Consider the following 14,740-nt stretch of genomic DNA (forward strand, 5'->3'; position numbering starts at 1 on the left):
GCTCAACGTTCGTAGGGGGAGGGGAAGGGCAGGAGCGCGGCGACGATCCGGTCGACGCGTTGCTGGGCGAGGGCGGGGTCGTCGGTGTGGGTCTCGTTCAGGCAGTAGGAGTCGAGGTCGGAGCGCACGAGCATCCGGTCGATGCGCCGGTCGCTGCCCGGGTCGCCGATGTCAATGAACTCGTACCGGGTGTCGGCCGGGACGGCACGGCCGGTGGCAGCCGCCCAGAAGGCCTGCAGCTGCGCGGCGAGGGAGACGTCGCTGGGGTGTCGGAAGCGGGACGCGCTCGTGCGCTCCACGACCTCGGGGCAGGCGGCGTCGATCTCCTCGAGGACGTCCCTGCGCTGCGGGTGCGGCGTGTGTCGGGGCCGCGTCATCGGACGTCGGCCAAATCTGTCCTCGATGATCCGACGACCGTTCTTGAAGGCAGCGACCACCGGGAGGTCTGCAGCATCGGCCGCGCCATCCTCGACGGGGATCATGGACGGAAAGTACCTCAGCAGCCCGCTGGCGGTGAAGAACTGCTCCGGCCGCAGAGGACGCGCGAGGAAGACGTCGTCGTTGAGGTACAGGTAGTGCTGCGCCAGACCCGGGATGCGGTGGAGGTTGGCCTCGATCGCGTGCGAGTTGAAGGTCGGCAGATGCGTGCGGTCGGGGAAGATCTCCGCGTGGTGCACGAGGTGGATCTGCGGATGGTCGGTGTCCAGCCACGCCGGCACCTGGCCGTTGGTGACGATGTGGATCCTGCGGACCCAGCCGGCGTAGGCGGCGACGGACCGCAGCGAGTACCGCAGCTCCTCGCGACTGGTGAAGCGCGACGAGGACCGGGCGCTCGTGTGCGCCGCCGCGTCGTCGTCACCCCGGCGCGCGGCGGCGAAGTCCGCCTGCCAGTCGGGGTCGTCCGCGTCCACCCACGTGTAGACGATGTCGATGGGGAAGGTCACCTGCTCCAGCGGTGCACAGGCCCCCGGAGCGGGGGCGCCGGTGAGTGCCTCGGGCGGCAGGAAGCGAGCGTGCGAGTTGGTGCGGGGGGCCACCAGGCTGCCGGTCGGCAGGAGCGGCCCGTCCGGCGACATGCGGGGCGTGCTGACCTGCTCCCACACCTCGAGGTCGACGCCCAGATCGGCCGTCGGCAGCAGCCGGCCGGCTCGGGAGACCTGGGCGGAGAAGATCCGGACCACATCGCCCGGTCGGACGGAGGCCAGGCGGGAGAGCGGTCGCGCCGGCGATCGCCGGGTCCCGTGGATGGGGGCGACGTGCAGCTCGGGTCGCGCCGCCAGCGGCGACAAGGCGTCTGGGACGCGGTGGGCGTCCGCGGCCGAGACGATGACTCGGTGCGGTTGCTCTTGCGGGCTGTCGAGCCCGAGGTGGTCGATGCCGGCGCGGGCGAGCGCGGCGGCGACCTCGTCACGACACCGGTCCCGCAGGGCCCAGGCGTCGAACCGCTCGACGATGCGGGCGGTGAGCAGGGACCGGCCGCTCCGCACCCGGACGGTGTCACCGTCTGACCTGCCGTCGAGGGAGACGGTGCGGGTCCCGTCACGCAACGACCGGACGTGGTTGCGAGCTGTGGCGCTGAAGTCCGCGAGCACGTCCTGGATCCCTTCGTCGGCGGTCATGCGGTCATCGGGACGATCCTCGGGCACGTGGGTGGGAGGACGTGACGTCGATTGTCGTCGAGGGCGGCCCTCCGGTCCATTCCGACACGGTGGCACACGGGCGCCCGCGCACGCTCAGATGACTGGCGGGTGCCCGAGGCGCACGAGCCTCCACACCGTCCGCCACCTCATGGGTCGGCGCCCTCCGGGGTCCGTCGTGATTCCTTCGCGGAAGCCGCGAAACCACTGCCGCAGGTCCGTGGGCCGGCGCCAGTTGCGGGCGATCGTTATGGCAGTCCAGGACCCGACGTAGACGACGGCGAGGGGCCACGGGAGGTTGCGACGCGCGACCCACACGCGGTTGCGAGCGTTGAGACGCCAGAAGAGGCTGTGCCGGGTGGCCTCGGTGGCGGGGTGGTGGATGAGGACGGACGGGTCGTAGGTGAGCTCCCAGCCGTGGTCGCGCAGACGCCAGGCCAGCTCGATCCCTTCGTGCCCGAAGAAGAACACGCCGGGGTAGCCTCCGGTCTCCTCCCAGGCCTGACGCCGGATCACCACGACCCCTTCGGCGATCGCGAATGCGGGACTGCCCCTGTCCGGGTCGCCGGTCCACACCCGGGGGATCCACCGCCGCAGGGTGACGCCGTCGGTGTCGGCCACCCGGGCGTGCACCAGCCCGAGCCGTCGGTCGGCTCGGAAGCGCGCCACGGCGTGGGCGAAGGAGGTGGTGTCGGGGAGCCAGGCGTCGTTGTCGAGGAAGAAGACGAATTCCGAGGTTCCGTGCTCGACCCCGATGTTGCGCCCCTCCGCGGGGCCGACGTTGTCCTGGAGGTGCACGGTGTGGACGTCGTCGGCGAACCCCTGGGGCTGCCACCCGTTGCCGACGAGGATCAGGGTGACGGCCACCCCTTCCTGCGCCCGCGCCGAGTCCAGGGCGCGCAGGGTCTCGGTGTGGCGATCGCCCTGCGTGAGGACGATGACGTCGACTGTGGGGGTCACGTCGACAACCTGAGCATGTGGGGTCCTCTCGAACGGGATCGACTTTCGACCCTACTGGCTGGGGTGGGAAGGGGGTAATGCTGCGGCCCGAGTCCCGGTCGCCGGCGTCCCACGACGGTGGGACCGGTCGCCATAGACTGGGGCGCTGCAGCCCCGAGCGTCGTTACGAGGTATTCACCCATGGGCAAGACCGTCATCACGTATGGCACCTTCGATCTCTTCCACATCGGACACCTGAACATCATCAAGCGGCTGAGTGCCCTCGGGGACCGGCTGATCGTGGGGGTGTCCACGGACGAGTTCAACGCCATCAAGGGCAAGCGGCCCATCGTGCCCTTCGAGCAGCGCCTCGAGATCGTCCAGAACATCAGGGACGTCGACCTGGCCATCCCCGAGGACCGGTGGAGCCAGAAGGCTGAGGACATCGTCACCTACGACGTGGACATCCTCGGGATGGGTGCGGACTGGACGGGCAAGTTCGACGACATCTCCGACGACATCGAGGTCGTGTACCTGCCCCGGACCGATGGCATCTCCACGACCGAGATGAAGCGCGTCCTCAGCGCCTTCGACGCCCGCCACGTCGAGGAGCTCAAGCGGACGATCGACAACATCGGCCAGATCGTCAAGGAGCTCAGCTGACGCATGCGCTCGCGTGGTGGTGACCACCACCCGCGGGCGCTCCTTGGCTGCACACATGCCGAAGCCGTAGGTCGGTGAGGACCTACGGCTTGATGGTGGCCAGGGGCGGGGTCGAACCGCCGACCTTCCGATTTTCAGTCGGACGCTCGTACCAACTGAGCTACCTGGCCGAGCCGGTCCGGACTGGACCAGCGAGCGACCCTGACGGGACTCGAACCCGCGACCTCCGCCGTGACAGGGCGGCGCGCTAACCAACTGCGCTACAGGGCCTTGTGTCGTACAAGGCTTCGTGCTTCTTGCGTATCCCCAACGGGATTCGAACCCGTGCTACCGCCGTGAAAGGGCGGGGTCCTAGGCCGCTAGACGATGGGGACCCGTCTTCGAGAACCCCTCGCTACGCAGCAGGCAGCACCCGAATCCGTCGAGGACTCGGAAAGCATACGAAAGATCTGGCCGAACGCCAAAACGGCTTCACGGACGGGTTCCGTCCAGGGCGAATCGCGCGGCTGCGCGCCATCCACCGAGCTTCTCGGCGTGCCGGTTGGCGAAGGCCAGACGGACGATCGGGGCCTTCCAGCCGAAGGCCCGGTTGAGCACCGCCGCGCGGACCCGGGCGTCGCCGGCGCCCCATCGGTGACCCGAGCTGTCGGCCGGGTGGATGCCGTAGACGTGGTCGATGGCGTCCGCTCGCCGCCCAGCCCGGAAGAGGTCGAAGATGAAGAGGTACTCGTCGCCGAGATAGAGATCGACGCCCGCGCCGAAGCGCTCGTCGAAGCGAACGCCTGCCGCCTTGACCTGCTCGACGTCGACGAGCATCTCGTAGGTCGCTGCGCGGGCCGCGGAGAAGCTCGTGAGCCTCTCTCGACCGCCCATGGGCCGCCGCTTGCGCACCACCCCGTCAGGGGTCGTCCCCAGGCCCAGGGCCAAGGCGGAACCCGACCTCGAGAGGTACTCGATCCCGGCCGCGACACCCTCGAGGTCGACCTGCACGTCGTCGTCGCAGAAGAGGAGGTAGCGGCGGGTGGTGGCCTCGATGACCGCGTTGCGGCTGCGGGCCACTCCTCGACCCGGGACGTCGATCAGGCGGTCCCACCCGTGGAGGGGGTGGACCCGGTCGAGCCCGCCCTGGACGGCCACGATCACCTCGACCTCGTCCGCGCCGTCCGGGATGGTGATCGCGCCGGTGCGCTCGGCCAGGCTCGACCAGCCGATGGTCAGCTGGGACAGCGCGCTGCTCGTGGAGCTGCTCATGGGGCTGGTGGTCGTCAGGCTCATGCGTCGTCCTCGTCGTCCTCGTCGTCATCATCGTGCAGGGAGAGGTTCTCGATCACGATGTCGATGGCCTCCGTGAGTGCGTCAGCAACCTCGTCGAGCGTGTCGTCGCCGACCCGGACGGGCGTGGTCAGGGCCCGCAGGTCGATCCCCGTGAGATCGAGCGGTAGGTGGGGGATGTCGAGGGCGACCTCGACGCCGGCGCCCAGGGCGTAGTCCTCGACCTTGAGGGGTCCGTCGGCGCGTGCCGGGTCGAAGCCGTGGAGGCCGACGAAGCCGACGGGGATGCCGTAGCTGTGGCAGGCCACGAGCACCGGCAGGGAGCTCGTGACCACGGCGTCGTGGTCGGTGAGCGAGGCGAGGAAGGCGCGGACCTCGTCCGGGTGGCTGAAGAGCAGCGTCATGTCGTCGACGTCGTCGGGAGTGACGAGCTGAGCACTCGCGTGGAGGGGGTGCCGGACAAGAGCGACGCGGCCATTGCCCTCGCCCCGCTCGAGCGGGACGAGACGCCTCAGGAGCAGGCCGGGGTCCCCCCAGCGATCGATGGTCGGGCCGCCCTGTCGCGCGAGGCGGTCGGCGGAGATGGGGCCGCGGAGCGAGATGTAGGTCGCGTCGGGTGTCATCGGGTGGGCGGTGGAGCTGATGCCCGTCCCGACGACGACGGACGACGGGGTGATCAGGCGCCCGAGGGAGCCGAGGCCGACGAGGTGGGGCTCGGTGGGAGACGACGTCGGCGAGACATAGCTGATGCCGCGCTGCGCGTGCGTGCCCACCACGAGCGGGCTCATCCACTCACCGGCATTGCCGGGGAGGGGCTTGGGCCACCACGCGAGCGGGATCGGCTCGCTCCCCGGGTGGGCCGTCAGGTGCGCGGCGAACGACGTCGCGGCCGCCTGCGCCCCGGTGACGGCCTCGCTCCGCCGCGCCTCGGGGCCGACCCGCTCCATGATCGTCGCGATCATCGCGCGGTCCCCCCGCTGCCCGGCCGCCAGCAGCCACACAGGGGCCTTCGAGGCCGGGATCGTCTGCTGCAGCTGTTCGCTCGAGGGCCGCGCGCGGGCGGCCTTGGCGAGCGTGGTGTTGGCGCGGGCCGAGGCGCGGGCGAAGCGCATCATCGAGGAGGAGAGGTTGCCGACCTGGCCGAAGGCAATGCGGCCGGCGAGGAGGAAGACGACGGCGTCGCCGACCGAGACCTCACCGTGCACGGTGCGCTGCAGCACGCACACGAGGGTGACGACCAGGCCGAGGCTGCCGATGATGCCGCCGAGCTCGGAGGTGCGGATCCGCGTGCCGATGCGCTCTCCGACCGAGATGGTCCCCGGATGGTTGCCCATGGCCACGTAGTCGCGCTGGAGCCCCAGGTGCCGGGAGAAGAGCCAGACGATGATCGCCAGGACGGTGGCGGCCGAGATGGCGTTGACCAGGCCGGTCACCGGGTCGAGGACCGCGATGAGGGCCGCGAGGGCGATGATCTGGACGACGCCGACCATCTGGTTGGACAGCTCGAGCGCCATCGCCCAGTCCCAGCTCTCCTGGGCGCGGTTGCGATCGGCCAAGGAGGTCTCGAAGCGGCGGCGGAAGACCGCGATCCGGGCGATCTTCACGACGTGGTGGACGACCCGGGCCCCTGCGAAGAGGACGAAGAAGAGCGCACCGCTGCGCACGATCGCGCCCGGGTCGCGCTGGAGGGTCTGCGCGCCCGTCGTGATGAGGTGGGTGAACATCCGGATGACGAGCATCTCCATCACGGGGACGCTGGCCATAACGAGGGCGAGGCCGGCGGCCTCCCCCTTCGCTCCCGGGGTGGGGAAGAGGCGCTGGAAGACCTCTCGCAGGTGGCGCCACGTGCTCTCGTGAGCGGGGGGCGACGTCAGGGACGTCGACCCGGCCGTGGCGACCACCTGGTCACTCGGCACGGCGAAGGTACTCCTCCACGCCGCCACGCATGGCCTGCTCCACCTCGTCGAGCTTGTCGTCGCTCAGGCGGACCTGCGACACGAGGTCCTCGAGCGAGATCTTGGTCAGGTCGAAGCGGATGAGCTGCGGGTCGTAGTCCCTGTCGAGCCCTGCACCGCGGCTGTAGTCGGCGTACTTGATGCCTGTGCCGGGGACGGCGTTCTGGAGGCCCTCGAAGTTGATCAGCCCACACGGGATGCCGTAGCTGTGGCAGGCGATCATCACGTGCATCGCGCTGGTGAGGACGTAGTCGGAGCCGACGAGCTGCTCGAGGAACCCCTGGATCCTCGACGGGTGCGACATCCGCACGTCGAGCTCGTCGACGTGGTCCGGCAGCACGAGCGGGACATTGGCGTGGGTGAAGTGACGCACCAGCGTCACCCGGCCGGTCGTCTCACCGCGCTCGAGAGGGACGGCCCGACGCAGCAGCACGCCCGGGTCGCCGAAGGACTCGACATCGGGTCCGCCGGAGTCGCGCAGCGACTGGGCCGTGATCGGACCACGCACCGAGTGGTACGACGCGCTGCCCTCGAGCAGGTGCTCGGTCGTGCTGATGCCCGTCCCCACGACGATCGAGGAGGGCTTGATGAAGCGGCCCACCGACCCGATGCCGAAGAGGTGCGGGTCGCTCGTCTTGGCGGTCGTCGGGACGTAGCGCACCGGGTGGGGCGTCTCGTGTGCGAGCACGAGCGGGCTGAGCCAGTCGCCGAAGTTGCCGGGGAAGGGCTTGACCCACCACGCGAGCGTCACTGGTGTGCCCGGGCGCTCGGGCGAGGCGTAGTGCGCGAAGGAGTTGGCGACCTCCTTGGCAGCGATCTCCGGCTTGCCGGGGACGATGCGGTCCTCGATCTTGCCGTAGAAGTTCTCGACGGCGGCCGCGTCACCCTTCTGGCCGGACGAGATCATCCAGTTGACGAGCTTGGCTTGGGTGCTCGGCCCGGTGCTCCCGGGGCCGGCGGTGTGAGCGGTGAGGCGGTGGGTCATACCGGTCCGGTCGGCGATGCGGCGCAGGCGGTGCGCGGCCTCGGTCGGCAGGGCGCGCTCGACGCGCTTGGCGGCCTGGAGGGCCACGTGCTTGGCAGCGGTCCGTCCGGACATGGCGCCGATGAGGGCACCGCCGACAGCACCGGCGGTGCCGCCGATCGCGGAGTGCTGCTCGACCTTGAGCTTGAACTCGGCGACATTGCCGCTCGCGCCGAAGGAGAAGAAGGGGGTGATGCCGCTGTCGGGCTGCGCCTTGGAGAGCATCGCCGGAGACGGGATGATCTGGAAGGTCATGTTGGCGCCGTTGGCGCGCCACGACTCCTCGAAGAAGTAGTCGTCGGTGGCCTTGATGTCCATCTCGCGCTCGAAGGTCGCGGCGTCGGCCATGAACTTGCGGGCAGCAGGCGTGGTGTTGATCCCGAAGAAGCAGGGCTCCCAGAAGCGGGTCTTGGACAGGTAGCCGATTGACGAGGGGGTCCCGAAGCCGCGCTGGAAGCCGATGAGGTCGGCGGTCGTCGAGGCGATGAACTCGGGGAAGGCCAGGAGCGAGCAGTCGACGTCGATCCAGTAGACGCGCTTGTCCGGGTTGGCCAGACACACACCGTTGAGGAAGCCGATCTTGCGCCGGGTCAGGTCGGCCCAGTCGTCGTCGGGTCCCTTGTGGATCTCCTCGAGCTCCAGCTGTACACCCAGCCCCGCGACATTGCCGCGCAGCGTGTCGGCGTGCGCTCGGTAGTAGTCGTCGTCCGTGTAGAAGGAGCAGACGACGATGTCGTCACGCACAGTCAGGGTGTCTGCTGTCATCGGGAACTCTTGGCCTCTTTCGTGCACAGTGCTCGGTCAGGGTGTGCTCGTGCGGGGGGCAGGCGACCATCGCTCCCGTATCACTGGATTGTGCCCAGCGCAGCGGCGGACCGGTGGTTGCCCCGCCGAAGGTTCCCTCACCAAAGTGTCTGCGGCGTGTCGTCCAGGTGGCCAGCCGGTGGGACGAGCTCAGCCCCGGGTCCACGACCGGACGCGCTCGACGTCCCAGGTCGTGACGATGCGCTCCAGAGGCACCCCGAGGCGCTCGGCGCGCTCGGCGCCGTAGGCCTTCATCTCCAGCTGACCCGGCGCGTGCGCGTCCGAGTCGACGGCGAAGAGGCAGCCGATCTCCAGCGCCAGCTCGATGAGCTCGTCGGGCGGGTCGCAGCGCTCGGGCCGGGAGTTGATCTCGACCGCCGTGTCGTGCTCCGCGCAGGCCTCGAAGACCGCGCGGGCATCGAAGTCGCTCTGCGGCCTGGTGCCACGCCCACCGGTCACGAGGCGGCCGGTGCAGTGACCGAGGACGTTGACCCTCGGGTTGCTGACCGCGGCGACCATCCGGCGTGTCATCGCGTCCCGGCCCATCTTCAGCTTGGAGTGGACCGAGGCGGTCACGAGGTCGAGCCGACCGAGCATCTCCTCGGTCTGGTCCAGCGACCCGTCGTCGAGGATGTCGACCTCGATGCCGGCGAGGAGGGTGAAGGCGTCCCCGAGCGAGTCGTCGATCCGGGCGACCAGGTCCAGCTGGCGCGAGAGGCGCTCAGCAGACAGTCCGTTGGCGATCCGCAGGCGTGGGGAGTGGTCGGTGAGGACCATCCACTCCTGACCGAGCTCGACGGCGGTGAGCACCATCTCGTCGATCGGGCTACCTCCGTCGGACCAGTCCGAGTGCAGGTGGCAGTCACCGATGATCGCCTCGGCGTAGGTCTCGCCACCCTCGACGAGGGCCCCCCCGTGCTCCTCCTGCTGGGTGACGAGGTAGTCGGGCAGCTCGCCCCGCACAGCCTGCTCGATGACGCCGGCGGTGGACTTGCCGATGCCTGCGAGATCGGTGATCGTGCCGGCCTCGACCCGCTGCTCGACCTCTCCCGGGTCCAGGTCGCGCAGGACCTGGACCGCGCCGCGGAAGGCCTCCACGCGCCGGCTGTGCTGCCGGGAGCGTTCGAGGAGGAAACCGACGCGACGCAGTGCCTCGATCGGGTCGACGGGTGCCTGCAGCGGCTCGAGGGACCTCACGACGTCACCACGAGGTGTGCAGGGGGCGGCCCTCGGCGAACCCGGCGGTGGACTGCAGGCCGACGAGCGCGCGCTCGTGGAACTCCTCGAGCGATGTGGCGCCGGCATAGGTGCACGAGCTGCGCACGCCGCCGATGATCTCGTCGATGACGTCCTCGACACCCGGTCCGGCCGGGTCGACGTACATCCGAGAGTTGGAGATGCCCTCCTCGAAGAGCGCCTTGCGCGCCCGGTCGAAGGGGGAGTCTGCCGCCGTGCGGTGTTGTACCGCGCGTGCGGAGGCCATCCCGAAGGACTCCTTGTACCGCCGACCGTCGGAGTCGGTGACGAGGTCGCCGGGGGACTCGAGGGTCCCGGCGAACCACGAGCCGATCATCACATTGCTGGCACCGGCGGCGAGGGCGAGCGCGACATCGCGTGGGTGGCGCACGCCGCCGTCCGCCCAGACGTGCTTGCCGAGCTCGCGCGCGGCCGCGGCGCACTCGAGGACCGCGGAGAACTGAGGACGCCCGACGGCGGTCATCATCCGGGTCGTGCACATCGCGCCGGGCCCGACGCCGACCTTGACGATGTCAGCGCCCGCCTCGATGAGCTCGCGGGTGCCGGCCGCCGAGACGATGTTGCCGGCGACGATCGGTACCTGCGGGTCCAGCGCCCGCACGGCGGCGAGGGCGTCGAGCATCTTGGTCTGGTGGCCGTGGGCGGTGTCGACGACGAGCACGTCGGCGCCCGCCTCGAGCAGCGCGGCGGCCTTGCCGCTCACGTCGCCGTTGATCCCGACCGCTGCGGCGATGCGCAGTCGGCCCTGCCCGTCGAGAGCGGGGGTGTACATGCTGGCGCGGACCGCTCCCTTCGTCGTCTGGATGCCGACGAGCCGGCCGTCCGCGTCGACGACCGGAGCCACCCGACGACGGGCGCGGTGCAGCTCCTCGAAGGCGGTGCGCGGGTCGGCATCGGCGGAGAGCGTCATCGGGCCGGGGGACATGACATCCCGGACCTGGGTGAAGCGGTCGACCCGCTCGAGGTCACGCTCGGTGACCACGCCGACCGGGCGGCCGTCCTCGACGACGACCCCGGCGCCGTGGGCGCGCTTGTTGATCAGGGCGAGGGCTTCGCCAGCCGTGGTGCTGGGCTCCAGCGTGATCGGGGTGTCGTGCACGAGGTCGCGCCCCTTGACGAAGGAGATCACCTCGGCGACCACCTCGACCGGGATGTCCTGCGGGATGACCGTCAGGCCTCCGCGCCGGGCCGTCGTCTCCGCCATCCGCCGCCCGGCGATCGCCGTCATGTTGGCGACGACGAGCGGGATCGTGGTGCCGGTCCCGTCGCTGGTCGCCAGGTCGACCCCGTGGCGGCTGGCCACGTCGCTGCGCCGCGGCACCATGAAGACGTCGTCGTAGGTCAGGTCGAGCTGCGGCATCAGGCCGTTGAGGAAGTCCACGATGGCGAGTCTAGGCCGGGCCATGGGGGAAGATCTGGGACGTGAGCTTCCTGCAAGAGACCCCTGCCGACGAGCGCCGCCGCGCCGGTCTGCGGCGCATGCGCACCCTGGCGACGGGGCTGCTCGTCCTCGCGGCCGTCGTCTACGTCGTGACCCTGCGCCTGGACCACGCGGGCGTGTGGGGCTACGTCAACACCGCCGCCGAGGCCGCGATGGTCGGCGCGCTCGCGGACTGGTTCGCCGTGACGGCGCTCTTCCGCCACCCGTTGGGCATCCCGGTCCCGCACACGGCGCTGGTCAAGAAGCGCAAGGACGAGCTCGGGCGCAGCCTGCAGGAGTTCGTCGCGGACAACTTCCTCACCGAGGAGATCGCCCGCGACCGCCTGGCCACGGCCCACATCGCCGAGCGGCTCGGGGCCTGGCTGGCGGAGCCGTCACACCGCCAGCGCGTCCTCACTGAGGCGACCCGCGGCGGGACGCGGGCGCTGGAGCGCATCGAGGACCACGACGTCCACGACTTCCTCAGCCAGCTGCTGCTCCCGCGGTTGGCGCAGGAGCCGATCAGCCCCATCGCCGGTTCACTCCTCGAGGGCGTGGTCGAAGGGGGGAGCCACAAGGGCATCGTCGACCTCGGCATCGACGAGATCCAGCGGTGGTTGACGGACAACCCGGACCTCTTCAAGCAGGTCGTCGGGGACAAGGCGCCGTGGTGGACCCCCGAGTGGGTCGACGACAAGGTCATCGACTGGACCTACCGGCAGGCGCTCACCTGGCTCGACGAGATGCGCCACGACGCCGATCATCCGGCCCGGACCGCGCTGGATGACCTGCTGACCCGACTCGCCCGCGACCTGCAGCACGACCCCGAGGTCATGGCCAGTGCCGAGGCGCTCAAGGAGCGGCTGCTGGCGCACCCGCAGGTGCCGACCAGTGCGGTGGCGGTGTGGCAGTCCCTGCGGACCTCGCTCATGGGGGCGATGGCCGACGAGGGGTCCTACTTCTGGCGGCGCGGGGACGAGCTGCTCACCCACCTCGGCGATCACCTCGAGCACGACGCGGTCTGGCAGGAGCGTCTGGAGACCCACCTGGGCGAGATCGTGGCCTTCTTCGTCAACACCTACGGCGACGAGCTGGCCGAGGTCATCTCGGTGACCGTCGAGCGCTGGGACGCCGACGAGGCGAGCGAGCGGATCGAGCTCTTCGTCGGGCGGGACCTGCAGTTCATCCGGATCAACGGCACCGTCGTCGGCGCGCTCGCCGGCCTGGCGATCCACTCGCTGAGCGTGCTCATCGCCTGAGTCCCGGGCGGTCTGCCCGTGTCAGCGGTGCGCGGCGAAGGTGGCGCGCTGGTGGATGTGCTCCGGCAGGTGCACGGGCATGTCGGCCGGGTGTAGGTCTCCGGTGGAACGGGCGGGGAGCGAGGGGAGCGTGGCACGCATCGCCGGTCGCTCGACGAGGCGCCACGAGGCGAGCGCCAGCGGCAGGGTGCAGGCGAAGGAGACCGCGGCGAACACGGGGACCGGGACGAGGGCCCCGAGCCCGAGCATGCCGAGCACCTGCTGCACCGGCCAGCCGTAGACGTAGAGGCCGTAGGAGTGGTCCTCCTTGGCCGCGATCGACGTCTTCCACGTGTTGCCGATGTGCAGCAGCGCGTAGGTGAGCGGGATCGGCGAGAGCAGGTTGAGCGCGGACTCGTCAGTGATGCCCAGGACCGTGACGCATGCGACCGCAGCGATCGTCAGGGGCGTGGTGGTGTGCAGTCGGTCGCGCAGCGCATAGGCGAGTACCCCGACGGCGAAGAAGGAGAAGAGCCGCAGGGCGCTGGTGAGCATGTGCCCCGTGCCGGGCAGGTCGCCGACCCACCAGCTGAGCACGGGCAGGGCCACGGTCGCGATGGCGGCCGAGGTCACGAGGTGGCGGCGCACCCAGACGATGCCGAGCGCTGCCCCGCACAGCAGGTAGGCCGCGAACTCGTACATGAGGGTCCACAGCGAGCCGTTCCACATGCCCGGGTTGGGTGCGCCGGCGAGGGTGCCGCCGATCGCCGGGTTGGTCATCCACAGGGTCGCGTTGTCGAGGACATAGGACAGCGAGTGCGCGGGGTTCCACCCATGGCCGCCGATGATCCCGCCGAGTGGTGCGAAGACGAAGCCGGTGACGAGCAGGCAGCCCCAGAAGCCGGGGAAGATCCGCCGCGCACGGCGGGTGATGTAGGTCCGGAAGTCGTTGCGCACCCGGCTGCCGGCGATGAGGAAGCCGGACAGGGCGAAGAAGCCGTCGACCCCCACCGCGCCGAGCCGCTCCATGGCGTTGGCCCCGTAGCCGCCGAGCGGCCAGGAGTGGGCCAGGATGACCGCCGCTGCGAGGCAGAGCCGGACGGCATTGAGTGAGTTGTCACGGCTGGTCAGGAGTTTGTCGACGGGAGAAGGCATCCCCTCGACGGTAACGGAACGATAACGGCCAAGCATGTCGGGGAGGGTGGTCTGCCTCACCCGCCCCGACGTGCCGCCGATCAGCGCAGCGGGTCGAAGGGGGTCAGCTCGGGGGCAGGCCGGCCCGTCATGATCGTCTGGGCGAGCAGCCGTCCCGTGGCCGGGCCCAGCGTCATGCCCCACATGCCGTGACCGCCGGCGACGTGCACGCGGCGCGAGGTCGTGGCACCGATGAGGGGCAGCCCGTCGGAGGTGCAAGGGCGCGAGCCGACCCACTCGTCCTGCCGGTCGTCGAGGTCGATGCCCGTGAGGTAGGGGCGGGTCGCGTCGACGATCGCTTCGATGCGCCGCGGGTCGAGCGCTGCCTCGGGCTTGCGGAACTCCATCATCCCGGCGACCCGCAGGCGGTCCCCGAGCGGCGTGCAGGCGACGCGCTGTGCGGGCAGGTAGATCGGCCCCTTGGGCTGGTGGTCGATCGGGACGCTGAAGCTGTAGCCGCGTCCTGCCTGGACGTGCATCCGCACGCCGAAGGGGCGGACGAGGGCGTCCAGCCAGGTGCCGGTCGCGACGACGACCTGGTCGAAGGACTGGGTGCCGGCCTGGTCGAGAGCCAGGCGCACCCCCTTGGTCTCGTCGGTGATGCCGGTGACGCGGGCACCCTCGTGGATCTTGCCGCCACGAGCCCGCACGGAGTCGGCGAGGGCGGCGACGTACTCGCCGGGGTTGAGGTAGCGCTGACCGAGCAGCCGGATGCCGGCGCCGATGCGCTCGGAGAAGGTCGGCTCGGCGGCCCGGACCTCGTCACCGGTGAGCAGCTCGAAGCCGACGTCCTGACCGGAGTCGGCGATGTGCTCGAGCTCGGTGAGGAGGAACTCGGAGTCGGCGCGGGTCTCGTAGCCGGCGATGAAGGACTGCGCATCGTGCGCCGTGGAGCTCACGCCACCGGCGGCCAGGTCGTCGAAGGCGGGCAGCGCGTGCCCGTTGATCGGGACGAGGGCGCGCATCGAGCGGCTCCAGCGTCGCATCGTGCTGTTGCGGGTGAAGGTCGCGAGGAACTTCAGCAGCCGCGGGTCGCCGGTCACCGGGACGTAGACGGGCGACGCGGGGGAGATGACCGCCTTGATCCCGTAGGAGAGGACCGCGGGGTCCGGAAGCGGCGTGGAGATGCCCGGCGTGATCCAACCTGCGTTGCCCCATGACGAGCCAGCGGCGACGCCGTCACGATCGAAGACCTCGACCTCGACCCCGTGCTCCTGCAGGAACCACGCGGTCGACAGTCCGACCATGCCGGCGCCGATGACGGCGACCTTCTGGGGGGCGGGGGTGGGGGTGCTCATGGCGTCCTCTCGGGCATCGGGCCGCAGGGTCTCCACGGC

The 14,740-nt window shown here is 70.3% G+C and carries 11 protein-coding genes and 3 tRNA genes; 2 read left to right on the forward strand and 12 right to left on the reverse strand.

Going from position 1 to position 14,740, the window contains the following annotated elements:
* Positions 1-2 precede the first annotated feature (2 nt).
* Together JLI01S_RS05340 and JLI01S_RS05345 are read right to left on the reverse strand one after the other, a co-directional pair.
* The gene (locus JLI01S_RS05340) at positions 3-1,619 is read right to left on the reverse strand and encodes a stealth family protein (protein ID WP_068261156.1); all 1,617 of its coding nucleotides are present in this window, start codon (positions 1,617-1,619) and stop codon (positions 3-5) included.
* 114 nt (positions 1,620-1,733) lie between these two features.
* On the reverse strand, positions 1,734-2,597 hold the full coding sequence (locus JLI01S_RS05345) for a glycosyltransferase family 2 protein (RefSeq protein ID WP_068261161.1): 864 nt from the start codon (positions 2,595-2,597) through the stop codon (positions 1,734-1,736).
* Between the two features lie 180 nt (positions 2,598-2,777).
* Between JLI01S_RS05345 and JLI01S_RS05350 the strand changes: the two genes are divergently transcribed.
* Complete coding sequence (locus JLI01S_RS05350) at positions 2,778-3,239, forward strand: FAD synthase family protein (RefSeq protein WP_068261164.1); 462 nt, start codon at positions 2,778-2,780, stop codon at positions 3,237-3,239.
* Positions 3,240-3,332: 93 nt separating this feature from the next.
* Here JLI01S_RS05350 and JLI01S_RS05355 read toward each other — a convergent pair.
* The 8 genes from JLI01S_RS05355 to JLI01S_RS05390 form a co-directional block, all read right to left on the reverse strand.
* Positions 3,333-3,409: transfer RNA gene (locus tag JLI01S_RS05355), tRNA-Phe, on the reverse strand.
* 26 nt (positions 3,410-3,435) lie between these two features.
* Positions 3,436-3,509 (reverse strand) — tRNA-Asp (locus JLI01S_RS05360).
* A gap of 31 nt (positions 3,510-3,540) precedes the next feature.
* A tRNA-Glu gene (locus JLI01S_RS05365) sits at positions 3,541-3,613 on the reverse strand.
* Between the two features lie 97 nt (positions 3,614-3,710).
* Positions 3,711-4,514 (reverse strand): glycosyltransferase, encoded by an 804-nt coding sequence (locus tag JLI01S_RS05370; RefSeq protein ID WP_068261167.1) that lies wholly within the window; start codon positions 4,512-4,514, stop codon positions 3,711-3,713.
* Positions 4,511-6,427, reverse strand: a complete 1,917-nt coding sequence (locus JLI01S_RS05375) for a polysaccharide pyruvyl transferase family protein (protein ID WP_068261171.1) — start codon at positions 6,425-6,427, stop codon at positions 4,511-4,513. The genes JLI01S_RS05370 and JLI01S_RS05375 overlap by 4 nt, the downstream gene beginning before the upstream one ends.
* Positions 6,417-8,255, reverse strand: a complete 1,839-nt coding sequence (locus JLI01S_RS05380; protein ID WP_084349216.1) for a polysaccharide pyruvyl transferase family protein — start codon at positions 8,253-8,255, stop codon at positions 6,417-6,419. Before JLI01S_RS05380 ends, JLI01S_RS05375 begins: the two co-directional genes overlap by 11 nt.
* 189 nt (positions 8,256-8,444) lie before the next feature.
* On the reverse strand, positions 8,445-9,491 hold the full coding sequence (locus JLI01S_RS05385) for a PHP domain-containing protein (RefSeq protein ID WP_068261177.1): 1,047 nt from the start codon (positions 9,489-9,491) through the stop codon (positions 8,445-8,447).
* A 4-nt stretch (positions 9,492-9,495) separates the two neighbouring features.
* Positions 9,496-10,932 carry a GuaB1 family IMP dehydrogenase-related protein gene (locus JLI01S_RS05390; RefSeq protein WP_068261180.1) on the reverse strand — a complete coding sequence of 479 codons (1,437 nt, stop codon included), beginning with the start codon at positions 10,930-10,932 and terminating at the stop codon, positions 9,496-9,498.
* Between the two features lie 41 nt (positions 10,933-10,973).
* Here JLI01S_RS05390 and JLI01S_RS05395 point away from each other — a divergent pair, with 41 nt between their 5' ends.
* Complete coding sequence (locus JLI01S_RS05395; protein ID WP_068261182.1) at positions 10,974-12,230, forward strand: DUF445 domain-containing protein; 1,257 nt, start codon at positions 10,974-10,976, stop codon at positions 12,228-12,230.
* A gap of 21 nt (positions 12,231-12,251) precedes the next feature.
* On the opposite strand, the gene JLI01S_RS05400 is transcribed toward JLI01S_RS05395, so the two are convergent.
* Both JLI01S_RS05400 and JLI01S_RS05405 read right to left on the reverse strand, forming a co-directional pair.
* Complete coding sequence (locus JLI01S_RS05400; protein ID WP_068261185.1) at positions 12,252-13,364, reverse strand: acyltransferase family protein; 1,113 nt, start codon at positions 13,362-13,364, stop codon at positions 12,252-12,254.
* Between the two features lie 80 nt (positions 13,365-13,444).
* Positions 13,445-14,701, reverse strand: coding sequence for an NAD(P)/FAD-dependent oxidoreductase (locus JLI01S_RS05405; protein ID WP_068261187.1), 1,257 nt, complete (start codon positions 14,699-14,701; stop codon positions 13,445-13,447).
* Positions 14,702-14,740: the final 39 nt, after the last annotated feature.

Source organism: Janibacter limosus NBRC 16128, from assembly GCF_001570985.1.
In the GTDB taxonomy this organism is placed as follows: domain Bacteria; phylum Actinomycetota; class Actinomycetes; order Actinomycetales; family Dermatophilaceae; genus Janibacter; species Janibacter limosus.

Coding starts and splice junctions, on each gene's coding strand:
- JLI01S_RS05340 (WP_068261156.1), bottom strand. CDS start 1,619: ATGACCGCCGACGAAGGGATCCAGGACGTGCTCGCGGACTTCAGCGCC.
- JLI01S_RS05350 (WP_068261164.1), top strand. CDS start 2,778: ATGGGCAAGACCGTCATCACGTATGGCACCTTCGATCTCTTCCACATC.
- JLI01S_RS05370 (WP_068261167.1), bottom strand. CDS start 4,514: ATGAGCCTGACGACCACCAGCCCCATGAGCAGCTCCACGAGCAGCGCG.
- JLI01S_RS05380 (WP_084349216.1), bottom strand. CDS start 8,255: ATGACAGCAGACACCCTGACTGTGCGTGACGACATCGTCGTCTGCTCC.
- JLI01S_RS05400 (WP_068261185.1), bottom strand. CDS start 13,364: ATGCCTTCTCCCGTCGACAAACTCCTGACCAGCCGTGACAACTCACTC.
- JLI01S_RS05405 (WP_068261187.1), bottom strand. CDS start 14,701: ATGAGCACCCCCACCCCCGCCCCCCAGAAGGTCGCCGTCATCGGCGCC.